The organism is Streptomyces sp. NPDC087420, from assembly GCF_044744165.1.
Classification (GTDB): Bacteria; Actinomycetota; Actinomycetes; order Streptomycetales; family Streptomycetaceae; genus Streptomyces.
The window spans coordinates 333,841-353,581 of sequence record NZ_JBIUXU010000004.1; the positions used below are offsets into that span (position 1 = coordinate 333,841).

Here is a 19,741-nt window from a genome sequence, read left to right on the forward strand (position 1 = left end):
ACAGGCGATGCCACTGAACAACACACGCATTCTGTGGGCACGTTGTGAAGAAACCCAGCAGAGAGACGATCAAGTGATGATCATCACTCCGCGAAATCGATCAAATCCATCGAGTGGCGAACAAGGCTCATGAGACCGCCATAGCCACAGAGAGAGCACTTACCAGCTACTTGGTAATTTCCACACCAAATGAACCTGAAAATATCTAAAACTAGTGGTGAATTTAGCCTACTTGGCACCAAACTTTGACTGTTTAGACACTCAATGGACATCCGGCCAGCCGGAGAAAATGAACTCCGGCCCCTGGACGCGCCGATGACGGAGCGTCGGCCGATGCACGCGCCCCGCTCTCGGCAAGGCGTGACGGAACCGACTTCTTGGGTGATGATCTGCTCGCGTCTTCACGCCCTACGCACAACTGCGGCCGGGACGAGGCGAGGACGGAAACGGGGGAACGCGCGTATGAGCAGCAGCTGGCGGCGTCCGGTCACACGCAGGTCCACGGCGGCGATCGCGGTGGCTGTTGTCGTGGCGTCCGGGGTGACCTATGCCGGGTTTCAGCGGTCGGATGCGCCGGACCGCGGGACTGCGCGGCCCGACCGTGGTCCGAGCGCGCCGCTCGACGAGGGCGCGGCGGCGGCGCGGGCCGTCCGGACGGGTTCGCCGGTGGAGGCTTCGGCGCTGCGTACCGCGTACTCGACGACGTGGGCCCGGCCGGACGGTCAGCTTCAGCGGCGGATCCACGCCAGTCCGGTGCGCGCGAAGGTGGGCGGGCAGTGGAAGGCGATCGACGCGTCGCTGGCCCGGGTGAGGAACGGCTGGTCGCCGAGGGCCACCAATACGCGCATGATCTTCTCCGCCGGATCGGCGGGTGGCGAGGGTACGGAACGGTCGTCGCGGAGCAGCGTCCGCCGGGCCTCTCTGACCGCGCCCTCGGCCGTGGCGGCGAACGGCAGTCCTCTGGTGACGCTGACGGTCGGCGGTCATGACATCGTGCTGACCTGGCCGGGTCCCGTACCGCAGCCGATCATCGACGGACCTCGGGCGCTCTACCCCGAGATCCTTCCGGGCGCGGACCTCGTCCTGACCGCGGACGACGGCGGATTCGCGCAGCTGGTCGTGGTGAAGAACCGTCAGGCCGCCGCCGATCCCCGCGTGGCCCAGCTCTCGTACGGGCTGTCCTCACCGGACTTGAAGTTCCTGCTCGACCCGACCAGCAGGATCCTCAGCGTCGAGGACGCCGAGGGCGGGGAGATCGCCGTCTCCCCCACCCCGCTGATGTGGGACAGCTCAGGAACCCCCGCGCTCACCGACAGCGAGGCCGGCAGTTCGAGCCCGCCGCCGGGTCCCGAGCCGGAACCGACCGACACGCCCGACGGCGGAACCGTCGGCGACGAGTCGCCCACCCCCTCGGAAGAACCGTCCGACACGGTCAACGACGGCGACCAGGACGACATCTGGAACGAAGTCCTGCCCTCGGCGACCGACGAGGCGCCCGACCCCTCGGCCACCGAACCGACCGGCTCCGCGCCTCCCGTACCGCCGGATCCTTCTCCTGAGCCCACGCGGACCGGACCGGCCGCCACCCTCTCGCTGCCCGCCCTGTCCGGACCGCAGCCCGACTCCCGCGGCACCCTCGTCGGCGCCGATCTCTCGGGCGCGGACTGGATCCTGACACCGGACCAGGACTTCCTCACCGACACCCGGACCGTCTATCCGGTCTTCATCGACCCCTCGGTGAAAAAGCACACCAACGACTGGACCACGGCCTACAGCCGCCACCCGAACGCGAACTTCTACAACGGCCGGAACTTCAACAAGGGCGGCACGCACGAGGCCCGGGTCGGCTTCGAGTCCGACACCTGGGGCACCTCCCGGTCCTTCTTCACCATCGACTGGGACGACGACCTCAAGGGCGCCACCGTCCACGAGGCGACCCTGCGCGTGCTGGAGACGTACTCCTGGTCGTGCAGCCCCCGCCGGATGGACATCTACCTCACCGGGGAGATCAGCTCCAAGACCACCTGGAAGAACGCGCCGAAGATGACCAGCGGCAACAAGCTGGCCAGCCGCAGCTTCGCGCACGGGTGGAAATCGTCTTCCTGTCCCGACAAGTACGAGGCGTTCAACGTCAAACCGACCGCGCAGCGCGCCGTTAACGGCGGCTGGGACAGCATGACGCTCGGCTTCCGGGCCACCGACGAGAACTCGCAGTACTCCTGGAAGAAGCTCCAGGCCGACGGCGGCAACGACCCGTACGTCGATCTCCTCTACAACCGGCCGCCCGCCGCGCCCACCAGCCTCGACCTCGACCCCGAGCTGAGCTGCGACACCACCTCCCCCTATCTCAACGTCGCCGCCTCACAGATCACCTTCTGGGCCAACAGCTCCGACAAGGACGGGAACCTCGCCACCGTCCGCTTCGAACTGTGGCCCACGAAGGGGACCGGGAACCTGCTCGGCGCCAAGGCCAACGTGTCCGTGGGCAGCGGCACCTCCTCGGCCCGCGTCCACACCGACCCCTTCTCCACCAGCGGCCTCAAGAACGGCGTGACGTACTCCTGGCGCGCCAGATCCGTCGACAAGTACGGCGCGACCTCGGGCTACACCCCGTCCTCGGCCGTCCCGTGCCGTTTCGTCTTCGACAACGCGAAGCCGTCACCGCCGACCATCACCTCGACCCAGTTCCCGGACGCCGACGCCGCGGACGACGGGTTCGCGAACGCCCCCGAAGACTCGAGGTGGAGCACCGTCAAGTTCGGCACCGGGGGCAGTTTCACGCTCAAGGCCGCCCAGACCGACGTGGTCAAGTACGAGTACAGCTTCAACCAGGGCACGTACAACGCCTCCCTCACCCGGACCAACGGCGCCCCGGTGACCACCCTGACGACCCTCTCCAACGCCAAACCACCGCTGGCCGGACCCAACGTCCTCTACGCGCGAACCGTGGACGACGCGGGGAACAAGTCAGAACCGCGGAAATACTTCTTCTACGTCACCCCCCGCGACCAGGCCGACGCCCCCGGCGACTTCGCCGGGGACAAGCTCCCCGACCTCATGGTCATCGACGGCAACGGCGACCTGCGCGCCTACCCCTCCGAGTACTCCACGGATCTCACCAAGGGCACCGGGCGCCTCTCGTACTCCGGGTCCGGCGCCTACCAGGACAACCCCGACAGAAACCCCAACGGACAGGACGACAAACCCCTCTACGTCGCCGCGCCCAAGGGATACTGGAAGAACACCCTGATCACCCACCTCGGTGACATCTACGGCGGCGACGGGCTCCAGGACCTCGTCGCCCGCCGCGAGGGCAAACTGTGGGTCTACCCCGGCGACGGATACGGCGCCGTCAACATCGGCAAGCGCCAGGAAATCCTCCTGCCGGCCAACGCGCCCAAACCCGACACCATCAGCCAGATCGTCTCCGCCGGGGACGCCACCGGCGACGGACAGACCGACTTCTTCGCCACCGTCGGCGACGCGATCTGGGCTTTTGTCGGGTACAACGGCGCCACCGTCGAACAGGCCCTCCAGCTCTCCAGCTCCCCCTGGACCAACCGGGACATCGTCACCGCCCAGGACATCACCGGCGACGGGGCCACCGACCTCGTCTACCGCTCCGAGGACTCCGGCCGCCTCCTCCTGCGTACCGGCAAGAAGGCCACGGGCGGCGGCGTCGACCTCAACTCCCTGGCCTCCGCGGCCAATTCCGCCGGAGGCGTCGACACCGCCTACGGAACCAGCGGCTGGGGATCCGACAACATCCGCCTGCTCTTCGGCACCCCCGACGCCAACAGCGACCTCATCCCCGACATCTGGGCACTCAAGGCCGACGGCACCACACGCTTCTACGCCGGCTCCCGCACCGCGCTCTCCGGGTCCGGGACCCAGATCGGCAGCGGATGGCAGAACAAGATGGCCATCGGCTGACCCCCTGTCCCGCCCTGGAACAGGGGGCCCGGAAACCCCTACGGTTCGGTCATTCACCATCTTCGGGAAAGGCGACTCGATGGGTGCCAGCGGATGGGACTACGTCACCGGATACGACGGCAGCGTCGAGGCGGCCTTGGCGACTTTGCGGGCAAGGGTGTTCCAGGAGGAGTACGGCGACGGCACTCTGTACCGAAGCCTGGAGAACCTGTACAAGGACGAGGAGTTCATGGGCACGGAGGGGACCCATACGGTCCTCGACATCGACAGGATCGTTGCCACGGATGCCCCGCCGACGCGATCCGGTGTCGCCGACCACGGCACCCTCCGCCCCCTGGCACTCAGCCGTGTGGTGCACCACTTCGGCACGGACCGCCCGTCGGTCGGGCAGTACGAGGAGCTCGTGGCTGCCGCCAATGAGGCCGCGAGCCACGACGAGCACGAGCGGAGCCTGCTCGGCGAGTGTCGGACGCGGTGGACCGGCTGTTACGTCGTCCTCTACCGCGACGACCGTCCGACTCACCTGGGAATCTTCGGTTTCTCAGGAGACTGACACGTCCGTTCCGGGGTGGTCCGCCGGTGTCGCGCCGTCGTGGTCAGTGGAGGACGTCGAAGACGTTCTTCTGGAGGCCGTTGGCGTAGGTCTCGTGCTCGGTGAGGCGGAGCTTCTGGGTGTCTCTGTCCGCCGTGCTGAACAGGCGCTTGCCCGCGCCGAGGAGGAGGGGGAAGACCAGCAGGTGGTACCGGTCGATCAGGCCGGCGTCCGAGAGGGTTCGGTTGAGGGTGGCGCTGCCGTGGATGATGATCGGGCCGCCTTCGGTCTTCTTCAGTGCGGCGACGTCGTCGAGTGAGCGCAGGATCGTGGTGTCGCCCCAGTTCGTGACCAGGTCGTCGTCGGTGAGGGTGGTGGAGACGACGTACTTCGGCATCACCTTGTACGTGGCGAACTCCTCCATGTCAGGCCAGACCGCGCTGAACGACTCATAGCTGGTCCGGCCCAGGAGCATCGCGGCGGCCTCCTCCTGTTCGCGGCCCTTGATCTCGAACGCCTCGGGGAGGAACTCCACGTCCTTGAAGGTCCAACCCGAGTTCCGGTAGCCCGGCTCGCCGCCCGGGGCCTCCACGACGCCGTCGAGTGAGACGAAGGCGGTGCTGATCAGGGTGCGCATCTTGCTCTCCTGTTGTGACTGGTTGGTCGCTCGGTCGGTCGGTCGGTCGGTCAGGACGGTTCGCCGACTCTCGGTGATTGATTGACTGGTGATCGCTGGGAAACTCATCGGAATTGTTCGGTGTGGTGCCAGTGTGTTGTCACCGTTGTGCCGACGCGGACCGACCGTACGCTTCCTTGTGTACGGGCCCGGCAGCGGCGTCGCCCGAGTCGGCGTCGATCGGGTACCTCCACGGGCGGGCGGCGGGTGCGTTTATCGTTCAGCAGCGAAACAAAACCGGTCCAGGTACGAGGAGCGAATGACGTGAGTGCGAGTGCGGCACCGGTGCGGTTCGGGCTGGTCGGGACCGGGTGGCGGTCGGAGTTCTTCGTACGGCTCGCCCGCGCGCTGCCCGGCCGGCTCACGGTCGTCGGGGTGGTCAGCCGGTCCGCCGAGCGGGCCGCGGAGGTGGAGGCCGCGTGGGGAGTGCCCGTCCACCGCACCGTCGACGCGCTGATGGCGGGTGCCGGGGGCGGGGCCGCGGACGCGGACGTACGGCCGGAGTTTGTCATTCCCTCCGTGCCGTGGGACGCCACTCCCGGCGTGACCAAGGAGCTGGTCGCCCTCGGCGTCCCCGTCCTCGCCGAGACACCCCCCGCCCCCGACGCCGAAGGCCTGCGGGACCTGTGGCGGGCGACCGGCGCCGGCGGGCTGGTGCAGGTCGCCGAGCAGTATCCGCTGATGCCGGGCCACGCGGCGCGGCTGCGGCTGGTACGGGACGGAGTCATCGGCGACGTGACCTCCGTACAGCTGTCGTCCACGCACCTCTACCACGCGGTGTCCTTGATCCGGCACCTGCTCGGGGCCGGCTTCGAGCCCGCCACCGTGACGGCCCGGGCGTTCACCGCCCCGCTCGCCGATCCGCTGTCCCGCGACGGCTGGACGGACGATCTGACGCCCCGGGACGCGGAAACATGCCTGGCCTTCCTCGACTTCGGCGGCGGGCGGATGGGGCTGTACGACTTCACCGATAACCAGTGGTGGAACCCGCTGCGCGGCCGGCGCATGGTCGTACGCGGCTCGCTGGGCGAGATCGTCGACGACCAGGTGGTCCGCATGGCCGACCCCCGTACACCCGTGGAATCACCCCTGGTCCGCCGCCTGACCGGGACCGACCTCAATCTGGAGGGGCGGGAGCTGCACCACATCTCCTTCGACGGCCGGGTGGTCTACCGCAACGAGTACGTCGGGGCGCAGCTGTCCGAGGACGACCTCGCCGTTGTCGACCTGCTGTGCCGTACGGGCGCGTGGGTGCGCGGCGAGGGGCCGGAGCCGTACCCCCTCGCCGAGGGGTGCCAGGACCATCTGCTCAGCCTGGCGATCCAGGAGTCCGTACGGACCGGGCGGCCCGTCACCACGGACCGGGAGGCGTGGGCGGGCTGAGGCGCGGGCGGGCCGAGGGCCGGGGACCGCGGGGAGAGGCGTCAGGAGGTGATCGTGTTCCGCCAGGAGTGCCTCGGTTCGAAGCCGAGCGCCTCGCGGGCGCGGTCGATGCCCAACAGCGTTTCGTACGTGCCGATCTCACGCGTCAGCTTCACCCCCGGGAACACCTCGGCCAGCAGCTCGGCCGACGGCCGGTCCATGACGGTGTCCGCCGCCGCGATGACAAAGCTGGGCGCGCCGGTCACGGGCGCGGTGAGCCCGAGGCGGCAGGCCGCGGCGGCGTCCCGGGCGTCGATGTAGCCCCAGAGGTTCCACTTCCGCAGGTGCGGGTCCGACCAGTAGCCCGGCACCAGCCGGTAGTCGTCCTCGACGTGGACGTTGGACAGCCGCAGCGCCACGAAGGGGATGCCCGACCAGTCGGCGACGTGCTGGGCGGTCGTCTCGCTCGCCACCTTGGAGAGGGCGTAGGTCGAGGTGGGGTACGGGTAGTGGTCCTCGTCCACCGGCGCGTACCGGGGCGGGACGTCGAAGGGCAGGCCGAGGGTGGTCTCGCTGGACGCCCATACGACGCGGGAGAGCTTGTTGTGCGCGGCGGCGAGGAAGACGTTGTTGTTCATCGCCAGGTTGGTGTGGAGGGTGTGGGCGGCGGGGAACAGCCCGGGCGCCGGGATGTTGGCCAGATGCACCACCGCGTCGACGTCGCTGAGGGCGTCGACGGCCTGCCCGTAGTCGGTCAGGTCGGCGAGCAGGAGCGGTACGTCCGTGTCGGCCGTCCTGCCCCGCTCACCGCCGTCGGTCGCGATGTCCACGGCCAGGACGTCGAAGCCGTGATCCAGGAGATCCGCTACGACGACCCTGCCGGTCTTTCCGGTGGCTCCGGTGACAGCGACGGTGGTCATGGGTCCGCTCCTTGCTCGACGGCGTATATCGATCGGTGACACGTCGTTCCATCCTCCCCTGTCGGTGCCTCCCCCACCACCGCGTCACGCCCCCGGCGTACGCCTACTCCTCGACCGCCCCGCCCACCGCGCGGAGGTGGTCGCGGAAGGTCAGGGCGGGGTTACGGCCCCGCTCGTCCAGGTACGCGCCGAACCGGACCTGGGAGCGGAGGGAGGCCCCCGCGCGGATCCGTTCCGCCTGCCGGCGTTCCGTGTCGCGGATCGTCTCGGCCAGGGTGAGGAGATCCTCGACCCCGGCGGCGGGCAGGAAGAGGGCGCCGTCCTCGTCGGCGACGACCAGGTCGTCGCGGCCCACGGTCCACTCCCCCACCGTGGCGGAGGTCAGGGCGTCCTGGGGGCGGGGGTCGAGGCGTTGCGGGCCGGTGGGGAGCGCCCCCAGGCTGAAGACCGGGAGTCCGATCGCGCGCAGGTCCGCCGTGTCGCGGTGCAGGCCCCAGATCACGATCCCGGCCAGTCCCGCTGTACGGGCCTCCAGGGCCATCAGATCGCCCACGCAGGCCTCGTCGTGCCGTCCGGCGTTGTCGACGACCAGTACGTCGCCGGGGTCGGCCCCTTCGAAGGCCTCCAGGAAGACGTCCACGCTGCCGGCGTGACGGGCGGGGACGACCCGGCCGGCCAGGCGGCTGCCGGGTTCCAGGGCGCGCAGGGCGGTGGGGGCGCAGCGCACGGGGATACCAGCGCGGATGCACGCGTCCGCCAGATGGGCGGTGGTCACCGCCGCGAACCGGCTCTGGAGATCCTTGCCGTTCACGCCTGTGGTGCCTGTCGTGTCTGGGGTGCCTGGGGTGCCTGGGGTGCCTGGGGTGCCTGCCGTGTGTGTCATGTCTGTCATTCTCGCGTCCCGCTACTCCCTGTGCTGGGGAAAGTGTGGCATCGGCCGCCGGGATGTGTCCCTTGTCAGTGGGCGCTGGCACCATGACCGCATGAAGATCTACAACTGGCGCCCGTTCCTGGACCGGTGGAGTGCGGACTGGATCGACTCGCCCGGCGCGGAGGGGCGCGAGGACGCGGCCGAGGAGATCGTGCGGGACCGTTGGCTCGGGTTCGCGCCGGCCGGTGCGGAGCGGATCGCGGCCCTGGAGGAGCGGTTGGGCGCGGAGCTGCCGCCGTCCTACCGGTCCTTCCTCGCGGTCACGGACGGGTGGCGGCCGGCCGGGACGGCCGTCGAGTTGCTCGGGACGGTGGACGGAGTCCACTGGCACAAGGGCGCCGAGCTCCAGGAGCTGTACGAGAGCGCGCTGGACGAGGAGTCGTCCGACGACGAGGTGGTCCGGGCGGGGATGTGGGGGCGCGCGCTCCAGCTGTCCGTCGCGTCGGACGCCACCGACCTCCTGCTCGACCCGGGTGACGTGAACGCGGACGGCGAGTGGGCCGCGTACCTCCACCGCGCGTGGTCGGGCGAACTGCCGGTCCGTCACGAGTCGTTCCTCGACCTCATGCAGGCACTCTTCCGGGACTTCCACCGGCGCAGCGCGGTCCCGGAGTTCGTCAACGCGACCACACGCGAGCTCGACGCGTCCGTGGAGGAGGCGCGGGTGGCGTGTCTGGCGGGTGAGGACATCGACGAACAGCTCGATGTGTTCGAGGACGCGGCGGAGCACGGCCGGCCGCGGGCGGGCGGGTTCCGCGACGAGCTGAGGGCCCTGCTGAACGGCCGGCCCGGTGGCGCCGGGGGCCGACTGCTGCCGTACGAGCCGGTCGGGCCCTTCCGCACGGCGGTCGACACCGCGCGGGAACAGGCCCGTTGGGGCGACACCGACGCGGCCTGGCGCACACTCGCGACGGCCGTGGGCACGTGGGAGCCGTACGGCAACGAACACGTCGCCCCGGTCGGACTCCTCGCCGATCCGATACTCGGTCCGGTGATCACTCCGGAGCGGGGGGGGTACCTGCTGGAGACGCCGCGCGGGGGTGGGCGGGGCGGAGGACACGACGGTGGGGCGTGGGACGCGGCCGGGCTTGTGTCCCGGGAGATCGGGCTCACCTGGCTCGCCGATCACGTGGCACAGCCCGGCGACTACCGCTTTGTCCTCGTCCGGGGTGTGTCACCGGAGGAGGTGGCCGCGCGGGTCGGAGAGGGGCCGCTGCTCCCGCCGAGCGACGAAGGGGACGTCCGGCGGAGGTCGTTCGGCCCCGACGGCCGGCCGGTGGTCCGGGTGGGGTCGGCCGGGGAGGGGTGGAGTTTCGCCTATGGGACGGTCCTGGAGCCCTTCGGATCGGGGCGGTTGAACGATCCGGGCGAGCGGGCCTCACGCGGCACCGAGGCGGTCACCATATGGGTCGAGCGGGGCGACACCTCGGCGGGACGGCCCGGCGTCTTCTACTTCTCCTGCGCGGAGGACGGAGAGCGCGGGTACGGATTCACCGTGCGCGGGGACGAGATCGAGGAGTGGGGGGACGTTCCCGAGGCCCTCGATCCTGAGGAGCTGTTTCCCGGCACGGAGGAGTCCGAGGAGGACGAGGGGTCGGGGCAGGTCGCGCTGGACGTGGACGACGAGTACGAAGCGCTCGACGCGGTCACCGGGGCCTTCGGTGTGGCGCTGCCCCAACTCGCCCTGCGGCGGGGACGGTTGCACGCCGTCGTCGCTGAGCCGTGGATCGCCGCCGGATGACAACCACACTGCGGCCCGAACCGATCGAAACGGAACGGCTCACGCTCGTCCCCCTGAGGGTCGGGCACGCGCGGGAGATGGCCGTGGTGCTCTCCGATCCCGCTCTGCACGGCTTCATCGGCGGGGCCCCGGAGACGGAGGCGGAACTGCGGGCGCGCTACACGCGGATGGTCGGGGGCTCCCCCGACCCGGACGTGTCGTGGTGCAACTGGGTGCTGAGCCTCCGTACGGAGGGCGTGGACGGCGCCGGGGGTGCCGAGGTGGGCCGGGGCGGCGAGGGCGCGCCGGCCGGGACCGTACAGGCCACGGTCACGCCGGCCGACCCGGGCCGCGCTCCCGGCCGGGGCACCGTCGCCGAGATCGCCTGGGTGGTGGGGACTCCGTGGCAGGGCCGCGGACTGGCCTCCGAGGCGGCGCGGGCGCTCGTACGGTGGCTGGAGGCGCGAGGGGTCGGCACGGTCGTCGCGCACATCCACCCGGAGCACGGCGCGTCTGCCGCCGTGGCCCGCGCGTGCGGTCTGACGCCGACCGACGTGTGGCACGACGGGGAGGTTCGCTGGGAACGGCGGCTCGGTGGAGCGGCGGGTGATGGAGAGGGGGTAAGCGGTAAAGCGGGCAGCTGACGGTGTCGGACGCCGGACCGCCGGACGCCGGACGCCGGACGCCGGACGCCGGAAACAATCCCGTACGCCCGGCGCCCCGGCCCGCGCCCCTACCCGATCAGCGCGCGCACCATGCGGCACGTCGTGTCGGACGGCGGGTGGATGCCGATCCTGGCCGCCGTGCTCCTTATCCTGCGGTTGCCGGCGTTCGCCGGGTGGTACACGCCCGAGTCCAGCAGGGCGATGGCAAGGCGCATGGCCTTCAGTCGGCGGTTGTGGGTCTCGTACCACTCACGCGGCTGTCCCGCGGGCAGTGGCTTGCGCTCTGGCGTCGGCTGGATCCGGATCGTTTTTGTGGTAATTGTCGTGACTGTGGCAACGGCCATCGGCGACCTCCCGGCACGGTGGTGGAACCCTCACGAACTCCCTCAATTCTACCGCCCCCCACTGACAATCGCGCCTGGCCAGAGGCTGTTTGACGACAGAAGTACGGCCCGGTGGCAAGAGTGGCGGAAGAGGCTGAAACGGCGGTGCCGAAGTCGGTGACGTCACCACCGCTGAATCAGCGGGAAGGGGAAGTTGACGCCCCCGCGATTGAGCGCAACGACCGCCCCACCCGTATCCCAGGGCACACGGAACCCCAGCCGGCCCGCCGCGCGCGGCCGGGAACAGGAGCCCCCACACGTGTCCCGCAAGAAGACGCTCAGCCGTAAGAAGAAGATCTCCCTGCTCGTCGGGGCGGCAGCCCTGGTCGGCGGTACGGCGGTGGTGATGACCGGTACGAGCCAGGCGTCCGTCGCCTGTGACGGGTTCGCGACGGCCCTCGGCAACAACGAGTCGTTCATCGCCGGGCAGCGCTCCGCGCCGGACGCGCAGTCCGAGGCGCGGATCGCCAACCGGGTCGCGGTCATCGAGCAGATCAAGGTGCAGCAGAAGGCGTCCGGTTGCCAGGTCGGCGAGGGCGGCAAGGGGGTCCTCGCCGGTGGCGCGGCGCAGAAGCCCCCGGTCGTGAAGACGCCGCCCGCGCAAACGGCTCCCGTCAACACCCCGCCGGCGCAGCAGCAGCCCGCGACGGGTGGGGCCAATACCGGGGCGGGGCAGGTCGTCTGCCCCGGCTCGACCGTCACCCTCTTCAACGAGGAAGGCGCCCCGGGCGCCTCCAGCGGTCAGTTCCCGGTCGGGACGACCCTGCGGGTGACCAACCTCGACAACTCCAAGTCGACCACGGTGAAGGTCACTTCGACGTCGGCGAGCTGCGTCCTGCTGAACAACGCCGCTTTCGAGCAGGTCCGCGAGCCGGGCAAGTTCCTGATCCGCAAGGCCCGGATCGAGCGCGTCGGCTGAGGGGGACGCAAGACCTGCGCGGGTACGGGTACGGGTGCGCGCACCCGTACCCGTACCCCTCGCGCCTACTTCCCCGCCGCCGCCACCCGCTCCTCGGCCTCCGCCAGGATCTCGGTCAGCCGCAGTCCGAACCGCACGTCACACGCGTGTGGCAGCCCCGTGCGGACCGACAACAGCAGCGCGTCGACCGCCGCCTCGAAGGAACCGATCGGGTCGCCCCACTCCTCGGGCAGCGACGCGATGCCGTGCTCCCCGTTCACGACGAACCCCGTGCCCGACCCCTTCGCCGGCGCGCTCAGGCTCAGCGCGGCGGTGCTCGTCGCGCCCGACGTGTGCCGCAGGACGAGGTGGGTGAGGTCGGGCTCGCCCCGTACCGCCGTCACCTCGGTGACGTCACCGAGCAGGGGTATCAGTACGGACAGCGCGTGCGGGCCGACGTCCCACAACCCGCCCTTCTCCCGGCGCCACGGCGAGTCCGCGAACGGGCTGCTCACCGCGCTGGGCCCGTACAGCGAGCCGAGCCAGTGCGCGTGGGCCGTGAACCAGCCGCCGGTGGCCACCTGTTCGTCGATCCAGGCCGACGTCACGGGCGAGAAGCGCAGCGTGCAGAAGACCACCGACGCGACGTTCGCGGCCGCGGCGGCGTCCGCCACCGCGCGGGCCGCGTCGACGGTCGTCGCGACCGGCTTGTCCATGATCAGGTGACAGCCGGCGGCCGCGGCCCGCACCGCGAGCGGCGCCTGGACGTCCGGCGGCAGGGCGAAGGCGATGGCGTCGCTCTCGGCGAAGAGCGCGTCGATCCCGGCCTCGCCGGAGTGCGCGGTGGTGTCGTGGGCGGCGGCGAGGGCCGCGGCCGCCTCGGGGCGCCGCCCCCAGACACCGCTGAATTCGAGGCCGGAGTGGGCGGCCAGGGCCGGGGCGTGGGTGCGCTCCGCCCAGGGGCCCGCGCCGAGGAGTCCGATACGTGGTGGCTTGCTCATGGCGCTCAGTGTGCACCGGGCACCACGGCGGGGACACGGCCGGGGGGAAATTCCCTGGCCGGGGTGGTGGGGGTCGGTGTTACGTTGCACGGGCCGGCCGCGGGCCTCCGGTGCGACTTCCGGGACTTGCCTCTTAAGCAAACATTTCGCTGTTCGCGCCCCCATGCCCCGGCCGGCATCCGACCGCACGAACCGGGGGGACACCGTGGCGGAGACCTTCGCCGACCTGATCGCGGCCGAGGACGTGCTGCTGTTCGTCAACGCGGCCGTGACGGCGACGGGACAGCGGGAGTTCCGGTCCGAGGCGCACGCGCAGCGGCTGTCGCTGGACTTCCTGCACGAGTACGTGTGCGTCAACTACCGCCCCCTGTACGCCGCCACGCTCGCGCTCGACATCAACGACCACAACGCGGCACGGATCATCGAGACGCTGCTGCGCGGTGCCGGTGAGGCGAGCGCGGAGGAGAAGAGGGTGGAGGGACGACTGATCGCCCGGCGGCTGGCGGTGCTGCCGCCGCAGCGGGTCTACCGGCTGTTCCGCGCGCTGCGCGCGGCCCGGGTGAACAACCGCCGTACGCGCGCGATCCTGCGCGACTGGCTGGCCGCGCGGCCGGATCTGGGCCATGACGCGGTGAAGTACCGGCGGGGCCTGAAGACCGCCGCGCGGCACGCCCATCTTTCGCTCGGGGCGGGCACGAAGGGTACGCCCGGCGAGGTCGGTGATTTCCTCTTCGCGCCCGGCCGGCGCACGAAGTACCTGCATCCCCTGCTGGACGCGCACCGCCGCGCCCACTTCGAGCGGGGAGCGCTGTACGAGCTGCCGTTCACGGTCGCCGAGGGGTTCGCGGCCCGGCGCGGCGTGGGCCGCGAGGCGCTCGTGGAACGGATGGTGCCCCGGATGACCCGGCTGGAGCGGCTGCGGACGCAGGGGTCCACGGGGGTGCGGACGGATCTGACCGTCATGCCGCCGACCCGGCTGGCGCTGTACGTCCTGTCGCTGCCCGTGGACGAGCGGGTACGGCGGCGGGCGGAGCTGACGAAGGCGCTGCGGGCGGCGGCGCGCCGCACGGCGGGGCCGTACCGGGGGACGTGGGGGCGGGTCGCCGCCGTGCTGGACGACAGCTACTCGTCGTCCGGTTCCGGCGAGAAGCGCCGCCGCCCGCTGGGTACCGCCCTGGCCTGCCACTACCTGCTGGAGTCCCTGGCGGCGCCGGGCGCGTACACGGCGTGGTGGACCTCGGGCACGACGGATCCGCTGCTGGTACGGCCCTGGGGCCCGACCCCGCTCGGGACGCGGATCCTCGACGCCCTGGAGCACGCCCCCGAGCGGCTGGTGATCGTCTCCGACGGGTGGGACAACGCGCCTCCCGGGCTGGCGGGTGAGGTGCTGCGGGTGTGGCGGTCGCGGCTCGACCGGGAGGGGCGGACGAGCGTGGTTCATCTCAACCCCGTATACGACACGGATGGTTTTGACGTACGCAGGCTCGCACCGAGCGTGCCGACGGCTGGGATCAGGGACGCGGAGGATCTGCCCGCGCTGGTGGAGATCGCGCAGTTCGCGGAGGGGCGTACGGGCATGGCGGAATTGCGGGAGTACCTGGACCGGCGGGTGGAGCTCTTCGTGGACGACGATCCGTTCTGTTACTTCCCGGGTGAGCCGGTACGCGTACCGGACGGGCCCACGCAGGAGGAACGGCGATGAACCGGCTCGACCTGACGGGGCTGACCACGCGCCCGGCGCAGGTGTGGGGCGGCATCCGGCTCGTGCCGCTGGTGCGCGCGGAGCCGGTGCCCGGACTGCGGCTGCACGCGGAGATCTACGCGGGGCTGGGGACGGTCGCGCTCGACGACTCCACCGCGTACGTGTCGTACATCCCGCACGGCTTTGTCGCGGACTGGTCCGGGGAGGAGGGGGAGGAGACGGCACCGGGGCAGGACGGCGGGCGGAGGACTGCCCAGCGGGCCTCCTACGGAACGCGGTTGGGTGCCGGGCGGCCCGACACCGTGACCGTCCACCGCCACCACCGCATGGTGAAGCGCCGCAGGCCCGGCAAGGGGCTGTCCGGCGGCGCCGCCACGACCCGCTGCCGTTTCCTGCCGCTCCACCTGGCCCTGGAGGGTTATCTGGCGCTGCACTTCGGCGGTCCCTCCGTCGCCTGGGAGGAGTGGTCGCGGCAGGCGGTACGGCAGGGGTTCTCGCCCCGCGAGGAGGAGGCGTACCTGGGGCTCGACGTCCGGGGACTGGCCGACGCGCTGCGCGTCTTCGAGATCCATCCCGGACAGTGCGGGGTGCTGGTCTACACGGCCGACTCGCTGGCCGCGGCCTTCGTCGTACCGCACCCGGACGACTACCGCGCGCTGCACCCGAGCCTGCTCCAGGACATGTACGGCGAACTGGTCCATCAGTACGCCCGCTTCGGCGCGCCCGTCGCGGAGTTCGAGGCGCGGATCTCCGGCCGGTACGTGACGACCCTCGCCGATCTCCGGGCCCGCGCGGTGGCGCAGGAGCGGCTGTGGAGCGAGAACCACGAGGCCGTCCTGGCACGGGAGTTGCTCACGGAGTCGTACGCCTCCGAGCGGGTCTACCGGATGGGCTCGTACGAACTGCGCCGCTTCCTGCCGCCGTTCCACCGAGGGCGGCAGGAGCAGCACATCGGTGAGCTGATCACGGACCACAAGGGCCGCACGGCGTACCTCAAGACGTTCCGGCTGTCCGACGCGCAGATCAGGCGCGGCCATCTGCTGAGTGTGCTGGCCGCGCACGACTGGCGGTTGGACGGGACGGCGGCGGCGCTGGGCACCACGTACGAGGAGCTGGTGCGCCGGATCCGCGCCGCCGGGTTCGCGCCCCTGCTGAACGCGCACGTGGTCGCGCGGAGGATCGCGGAAACAAAATAAACCTGAGTAACACGCAGTTCATGAACGGGCAACAACCGGGACATGACAGATTGCGACGCTTCTGGCCACAACTGCTGCACCCGCAAAGGATGAGGCCCCGTGACCTTCAAGGCTGAGTACATCTGGATCGACGGCACCGAGCCGACCGCGAAGCTCCGCTCGAAGACGAAGATCCTGGACGACGGTGCCGAGCTGCCCATCTGGGGCTTCGACGGATCGAGCACCAACCAGGCCGAGGGCCATGCCTCCGACCGTGTGCTCAAGCCGGTGGCCTCCTTCCCGGACCCGATCCGCGGCGGCGGCGACGTCCTCGTCATGTGCGAGGTCCTGAACATCGACATGACGCCGCACGAGTCCAACACCCGGGCACAGCTCGCCGAGGTCGCGGAGAAGTTCACGGGCCAGGAGCCGATCTTCGGCATCGAGCAGGAGTACACCTTCTTCAAGGGCGCGCGCCCGCTGGGCTTCCCCGAGGGCGGCTTCCCGGCCGCGCAGGGCGGCTACTACTGCGGTGTCGGCGCGGACGAGATCTTCGGCCGTGACATCGTCGAGGCGCACCTGGACAACTGCCTCAAGGCGGGTCTGGGCATCTCCGGCATCAACGCCGAGGTCATGCCGGGCCAGTGGGAGTTCCAGGTCGGCCCGCTGTCGCCGCTGGAGGTCTCGGACCAGCTGTGGCTCGCGCGCTGGCTGCTCTACCGCACCGCCGAGGACTTCAACGTCTCGGCGACGCTCGACCCCAAGCCGGTGAAGGGCGACTGGAACGGCGCGGGCGCGCACACGAACTTCTCGACGAAGGCCATGCGCGAGACGTACGAGGCGATCATCACGGCCGCCGAGTCGCTGGGCGAGGGCTCGAAGCCGCTCGACCACGTCAAGAACTACGGCGCGGGCATCGACGAGCGCCTGACCGGTCTGCACGAGACCGCCCCGTGGAACGAGTACAGCTACGGCGTCTCGGACCGCGGCGCGTCCGTCCGCATCCCGTGGCAGGTCGAGAAGGACGGCAAGGGGTACATCGAGGACCGCCGTCCGAACGCGAACGTCGACCCGTACGTGGTCACGCGCCTGATCGTGGACACCTGCTGCACCGCGCTGGAGAAGGCCGGGCAGGTCTGACCGCTCGTACGAAGCACATACAAAGCACGTACGAAGTCGCATAAACACGACAAATCGCAGCTGAGGGGCGACCGCCGGGCAAGGCGGTCGCCCCTTCCGCATGGGAGCCGGGAGGCGTCCGGAAAGCGGCTTCGGGGCCGCCGGGAGGTGGCGCGCGACCCGTCCTGCGCCCGGCGTGCGCGTAGTCGCGTGAAAAGGGTCTGCTGCCCCGGACAGCTATCTGCTTCAATGGGGGGCATGGCCAGCTTCCAGCACACCGCGACGGGTCGCATCGACCTGGAGCCGTTCTGGCCGTCCCGGCAGCATCACGATTTCGACCGGGTGTGTTGTCGCGCGAAGAACGCGCCGGCCCTCTAAAGCTTCCTTTCTGGCCTTCGGCCGCCGCGCATGACGTACGTCCTGTCGACACGACGACTCCTTCGCGCGAAAGAGCTGACCTCTCATGGCGAACCCCCGTTCCTTCTCCACGGCGACCGCCGCCGCCCCGCTCAACCAGAAGCCGCCCGTCCCCGGCCGTCACCGGCTGCGGGCCGTCGACCGTGACGAGACCGTCCCCGCCGCCTTTCCCGCCGCCGTCACCGCCGGGCAGGCCGTGGACTTCCTGCCGCCGGGCGCCACCTGGCTGCCCGCGCCGCAGCACACCCTGCCCTCCCTGCCGGGCCAGCCGCCGATGGTCGGCTACCTCGTACTCGTCCCGGCCGACCAGCACGCGGCCGCGCTGGCGGCCTCCGTGCCGTACCTCGCCGCCGACCCGGCCGACCGGGCGGGCCGGGGCGCCGCGCCCAGGACCGAGAGCGCCGGCGGTCCGGTACGGATCGACAGCGTCCAGAGGACGGCCCTCGTGGACGGACAGCAGCTGGACCTGACCTACCTGGAGTTCGAGCTGCTCGCGCACCTGGTGGCGCACCCCCACCGGGTGCACACCCGGGACCAGCTGGTGACGACGGTCTGGGGCTACGGACACGTGGGCGACGGCAGGACGGTCGACGTCCATGTGGCGCGGCTGCGCCGGAAGCTGGGCGTCGAGCACCGCCACACCATCCAGACGGTACGGCGGGTCGGGTACAAGTACGCCCCCTAGGGAGTGCCTTGCCGTCGGCCACGAAGTACCGGCACGAGGACGCACCGGGACCCTGACGGGCCGGTGCGTCCTCGCTTCACGCCTCAGGCCGTCGTCTTCGGATCCTGCCGCGCCCGCGTCCGCGTCCGGGCCGAGAGGCCCAGCGCCCCGTCCAGCAGCAGGAACGCGAGCAGGCTGATCCCCAGCAGCGGGACGAACCAGCCGACCACCGCGGTCACCGCCGCCAGCGGCAGCAGCACCTTCAGGGGCACCCGCCGCCAGGCGCCGCGCGCCATCGGCCGGCCGACGCCCGTCTTCCGCTCCTGGGTGGGCCTGCGCTGCCACCACATGCGGTAGCCCCAGAGGATGATCAGGATCAGTGACAGGGCGAGGGCGGCGAGGGCCAGCTGGTTCACGAGCCCGAGGAAGACCCCCATGTGGGCGTCGATGCCGAAGCGGGTGAGCTGGGCGAGCACGGGGTAGTCCGCGAAGCGCAGCTCGTCGATGACCATGCCGTTGGCCGGGTCGACCGCGACCGAGTCGAGCCGGACCGGGAACTGCGTGTCGGTCTGCGCGACGACATACCCGGTCCCCTCCGTCGGCAGGGTCACCTGGAGCGGTCCGTCGAGGCCGGCCTGGCGGGCGGCGACGACCGCCAGGTCCACCCCGACGTCCATGCCCTCCATGCCGGGCATGTCGTCCGTCATCCCCGGCATGTCCTCGTGGCCCTCGTGGCCCCCGCCGGTGGAGCCGGTCCCGCCGTCGAGGGTGGCCGAGACGGTGGGGGTGGAGCCGCCGAGCTGGTCCTGGACCTTGCCTATGTTCGCGCCCGCGTACGTCGACCAGGTCAGGCCCGTCGCGGAGAGCAGGACCAGTCCGGTCACGGCCCACAGGCCGAGCGAGCCGTGCAGGGTGAGTGTCCTGCGCCGGCCCGTGGCCCCGCTCTCGGGGAGGATCAGGGCGCGTTTCGAGGTGCGCCTGCGGGCGAGCCACAGGACCAGCCCGCCGAGCGCCACCACCCAGAGCCAGCTGGCGGCCAGTTCGCTGTAGAGGCGGCCGGGTTCGCCCAGGTGGAGATGGCGGTGCAGTTCGGAGAGCCAGGTGCGCAGCGGGAGGGCGCCCGAACTGCCGTAGCTGGCGAGCTGTCCCCGTACCTCCGCGGTGTACGGATCGACGAAGACGGCGAGGGACTTGCCCTCGCCGACCTCGGGGGTGGACATCAGGACGCGGGTGGTGGCGCCGTCCTCGGACGAGGGGCGTACGGACGTCACCTTGCCGTCCGGGTGGGCGGTACGGGCCGCGTTGACCTGGGTGGAGAGCGGGAGGGCACGGTCGCCGACCGGGACGCGCAGCTCCTGGCGGTAGACCACCTTCTCCGCCTGGAAGGAGAGCGAGTAGAGGAGCCCGCTGACGGCGGCGACGAGCAGGAACGGGGCGATGAGGACGCCCGCGTAGAAGTGCAGGCGCAGGACGAGCGGGCGCAGGGAACTCCACGCGGAGGGGGTGCCGGTGGGGGTGGGGGTGGCCGGGTCGGCGCCTGTGGAGGGGGCGGTGGGGGTGGCCGGGTCGGTCAGGGTGTCGGAGACGGTGGCGTCGGTGCCCTTGATGGGGTCCGCGTCCTTGAGGGGATCGTCAATGGCCAT

Annotated in this window: 16 protein-coding genes; 10 read left to right on the plus strand and 6 right to left on the minus strand. The window is 70.8% G+C overall.

Going from position 1 to position 19,741, the window contains the following annotated elements:
* Window positions 1-462 precede the first annotated feature (462 nt).
* Both ACIO1C_RS10090 and ACIO1C_RS10095 read left to right on the plus strand, forming a co-directional pair.
* Window positions 463-3,933 carry a DNRLRE domain-containing protein gene (locus ACIO1C_RS10090; RefSeq protein WP_401860575.1) on the plus strand — a complete coding sequence of 1,157 codons (3,471 nt, stop codon included), beginning with the start codon at window positions 463-465 and terminating at the stop codon, window positions 3,931-3,933.
* Between the two features lie 79 nt (window positions 3,934-4,012).
* Window positions 4,013-4,486, plus strand: coding sequence for a hypothetical protein (locus ACIO1C_RS10095; protein WP_401860578.1), 474 nt, complete (start codon window positions 4,013-4,015; stop codon window positions 4,484-4,486).
* Window positions 4,487-4,529: 43 nt separating this feature from the next.
* On the opposite strand, the gene ACIO1C_RS10100 is transcribed toward ACIO1C_RS10095, so the two are convergent.
* On the minus strand, window positions 4,530-5,102 hold the full coding sequence (locus ACIO1C_RS10100) for a dihydrofolate reductase family protein (RefSeq protein ID WP_401860581.1): 573 nt from the start codon (window positions 5,100-5,102) through the stop codon (window positions 4,530-4,532).
* A gap of 303 nt (window positions 5,103-5,405) precedes the next feature.
* On the opposite strand from ACIO1C_RS10100, the gene ACIO1C_RS10105 reads away from it, so the two are divergent.
* Window positions 5,406-6,524 carry a Gfo/Idh/MocA family protein gene (locus tag ACIO1C_RS10105; RefSeq protein WP_401860583.1) on the plus strand — a complete coding sequence of 373 codons (1,119 nt, stop codon included), beginning with the start codon at window positions 5,406-5,408 and terminating at the stop codon, window positions 6,522-6,524.
* Between the two features lie 41 nt (window positions 6,525-6,565).
* Here the strand turns inward: ACIO1C_RS10105 and ACIO1C_RS10110 are convergent, their stop codons facing one another.
* The gene (locus ACIO1C_RS10110) at window positions 6,566-7,423 is read right to left on the minus strand and encodes an NAD-dependent epimerase/dehydratase family protein (RefSeq protein WP_401860586.1); all 858 of its coding nucleotides are present in this window, start codon (window positions 7,421-7,423) and stop codon (window positions 6,566-6,568) included.
* A gap of 103 nt (window positions 7,424-7,526) precedes the next feature.
* Entirely contained in the window at window positions 7,527-8,234 is a 708-nt protein-coding gene (locus ACIO1C_RS10115; protein ID WP_401860588.1) for an RraA family protein, read from the minus strand.
* A 172-nt stretch (window positions 8,235-8,406) separates the two neighbouring features.
* Between ACIO1C_RS10115 and ACIO1C_RS10120 the strand changes: the two genes are divergently transcribed.
* The gene (locus tag ACIO1C_RS10120) at window positions 8,407-10,095 is read left to right on the plus strand and encodes an SMI1/KNR4 family protein (RefSeq protein ID WP_401860590.1); all 1,689 of its coding nucleotides are present in this window, start codon (window positions 8,407-8,409) and stop codon (window positions 10,093-10,095) included.
* Window positions 10,092-10,718 carry a GNAT family N-acetyltransferase gene (locus tag ACIO1C_RS10125; RefSeq protein ID WP_401860592.1) on the plus strand — a complete coding sequence of 209 codons (627 nt, stop codon included), beginning with the start codon at window positions 10,092-10,094 and terminating at the stop codon, window positions 10,716-10,718. Before ACIO1C_RS10120 ends, ACIO1C_RS10125 begins: the two co-directional genes overlap by 4 nt.
* An 89-nt stretch (window positions 10,719-10,807) precedes the next feature.
* Here ACIO1C_RS10125 and ACIO1C_RS10130 read toward each other — a convergent pair whose 3' ends face one another.
* The gene (locus ACIO1C_RS10130) at window positions 10,808-11,083 is read right to left on the minus strand and encodes a hypothetical protein (protein WP_401860595.1); all 276 of its coding nucleotides are present in this window, start codon (window positions 11,081-11,083) and stop codon (window positions 10,808-10,810) included.
* 298 nt (window positions 11,084-11,381) lie between these two features.
* On the opposite strand from ACIO1C_RS10130, the gene ACIO1C_RS10135 reads away from it, so the two are divergent.
* On the plus strand, window positions 11,382-12,041 hold the full coding sequence (locus ACIO1C_RS10135) for a hypothetical protein (protein WP_401860598.1): 660 nt from the start codon (window positions 11,382-11,384) through the stop codon (window positions 12,039-12,041).
* Between the two features lie 65 nt (window positions 12,042-12,106).
* Here the strand turns inward: ACIO1C_RS10135 and ACIO1C_RS10140 are convergent, their stop codons facing one another.
* Complete coding sequence (locus ACIO1C_RS10140; protein WP_401860601.1) at window positions 12,107-13,021, minus strand: Gfo/Idh/MocA family protein; 915 nt, start codon at window positions 13,019-13,021, stop codon at window positions 12,107-12,109.
* Window positions 13,022-13,184: 163 nt separating this feature from the next.
* On the opposite strand from ACIO1C_RS10140, the gene ACIO1C_RS10145 reads away from it, so the two are divergent.
* The 4 genes from ACIO1C_RS10145 (at window position 13,185) to ACIO1C_RS10160 (ending at window position 18,119) form a co-directional block, all read left to right on the plus strand.
* On the plus strand, window positions 13,185-14,723 hold the full coding sequence (locus tag ACIO1C_RS10145; RefSeq protein ID WP_401860604.1) for a hypothetical protein: 1,539 nt from the start codon (window positions 13,185-13,187) through the stop codon (window positions 14,721-14,723).
* On the plus strand, window positions 14,720-15,919 hold the full coding sequence (locus tag ACIO1C_RS10150) for an ARPP-2 domain-containing protein (RefSeq protein WP_401860607.1): 1,200 nt from the start codon (window positions 14,720-14,722) through the stop codon (window positions 15,917-15,919). Before ACIO1C_RS10145 ends, ACIO1C_RS10150 begins: the two co-directional genes overlap by 4 nt.
* Before the next feature lie 99 nt (window positions 15,920-16,018).
* The gene (gene glnII, locus ACIO1C_RS10155) at window positions 16,019-17,038 is read left to right on the plus strand and encodes a glutamine synthetase (protein ID WP_401860609.1); all 1,020 of its coding nucleotides are present in this window, start codon (window positions 16,019-16,021) and stop codon (window positions 17,036-17,038) included.
* Window positions 17,039-17,480: 442 nt separating this feature from the next.
* Complete coding sequence (locus ACIO1C_RS10160; RefSeq protein WP_401860612.1) at window positions 17,481-18,119, plus strand: winged helix-turn-helix domain-containing protein; 639 nt, start codon at window positions 17,481-17,483, stop codon at window positions 18,117-18,119.
* A gap of 83 nt (window positions 18,120-18,202) precedes the next feature.
* On the opposite strand, the gene ACIO1C_RS10165 is transcribed toward ACIO1C_RS10160, so the two are convergent.
* Entirely contained in the window at window positions 18,203-19,741 is a 1,539-nt protein-coding gene (locus ACIO1C_RS10165) for a PepSY-associated TM helix domain-containing protein (RefSeq protein WP_401860615.1), read from the minus strand.

Bases quoted from the DNA above. Each gene is read 5' to 3' on its own strand.
- ACIO1C_RS10090 (WP_401860575.1), top strand. From the start codon at position 463: ATGAGCAGCAGCTGGCGGCGTCCGGTCACACGCAGGTCCACGGCGGCG.
- ACIO1C_RS10095 (WP_401860578.1), top strand. From the start codon at position 4,013: ATGGGTGCCAGCGGATGGGACTACGTCACCGGATACGACGGCAGCGTC.
- ACIO1C_RS10100 (WP_401860581.1), bottom strand. From the start codon at position 5,102: ATGCGCACCCTGATCAGCACCGCCTTCGTCTCACTCGACGGCGTCGTG.
- ACIO1C_RS10110 (WP_401860586.1), bottom strand. From the start codon at position 7,423: ATGACCACCGTCGCTGTCACCGGAGCCACCGGAAAGACCGGCAGGGTC.
- ACIO1C_RS10120 (WP_401860590.1), top strand. From the start codon at position 8,407: ATGAAGATCTACAACTGGCGCCCGTTCCTGGACCGGTGGAGTGCGGAC.
- ACIO1C_RS10125 (WP_401860592.1), top strand. From the start codon at position 10,092: ATGACAACCACACTGCGGCCCGAACCGATCGAAACGGAACGGCTCACG.
- ACIO1C_RS10130 (WP_401860595.1), bottom strand. From the start codon at position 11,083: ATGGCCGTTGCCACAGTCACGACAATTACCACAAAAACGATCCGGATC.
- ACIO1C_RS10140 (WP_401860601.1), bottom strand. From the start codon at position 13,021: ATGAGCAAGCCACCACGTATCGGACTCCTCGGCGCGGGCCCCTGGGCG.
- ACIO1C_RS10145 (WP_401860604.1), top strand. From the start codon at position 13,185: ATGCCCCGGCCGGCATCCGACCGCACGAACCGGGGGGACACCGTGGCG.
- ACIO1C_RS10150 (WP_401860607.1), top strand. From the start codon at position 14,720: ATGAACCGGCTCGACCTGACGGGGCTGACCACGCGCCCGGCGCAGGTG.
- ACIO1C_RS10160 (WP_401860612.1), top strand. From the start codon at position 17,481: ATGGCGAACCCCCGTTCCTTCTCCACGGCGACCGCCGCCGCCCCGCTC.
- ACIO1C_RS10165 (WP_401860615.1), bottom strand. From the start codon at position 19,741: ATGGCCATTGACGATCCCCTCAAGGACGCGGACCCCATCAAGGGCACC.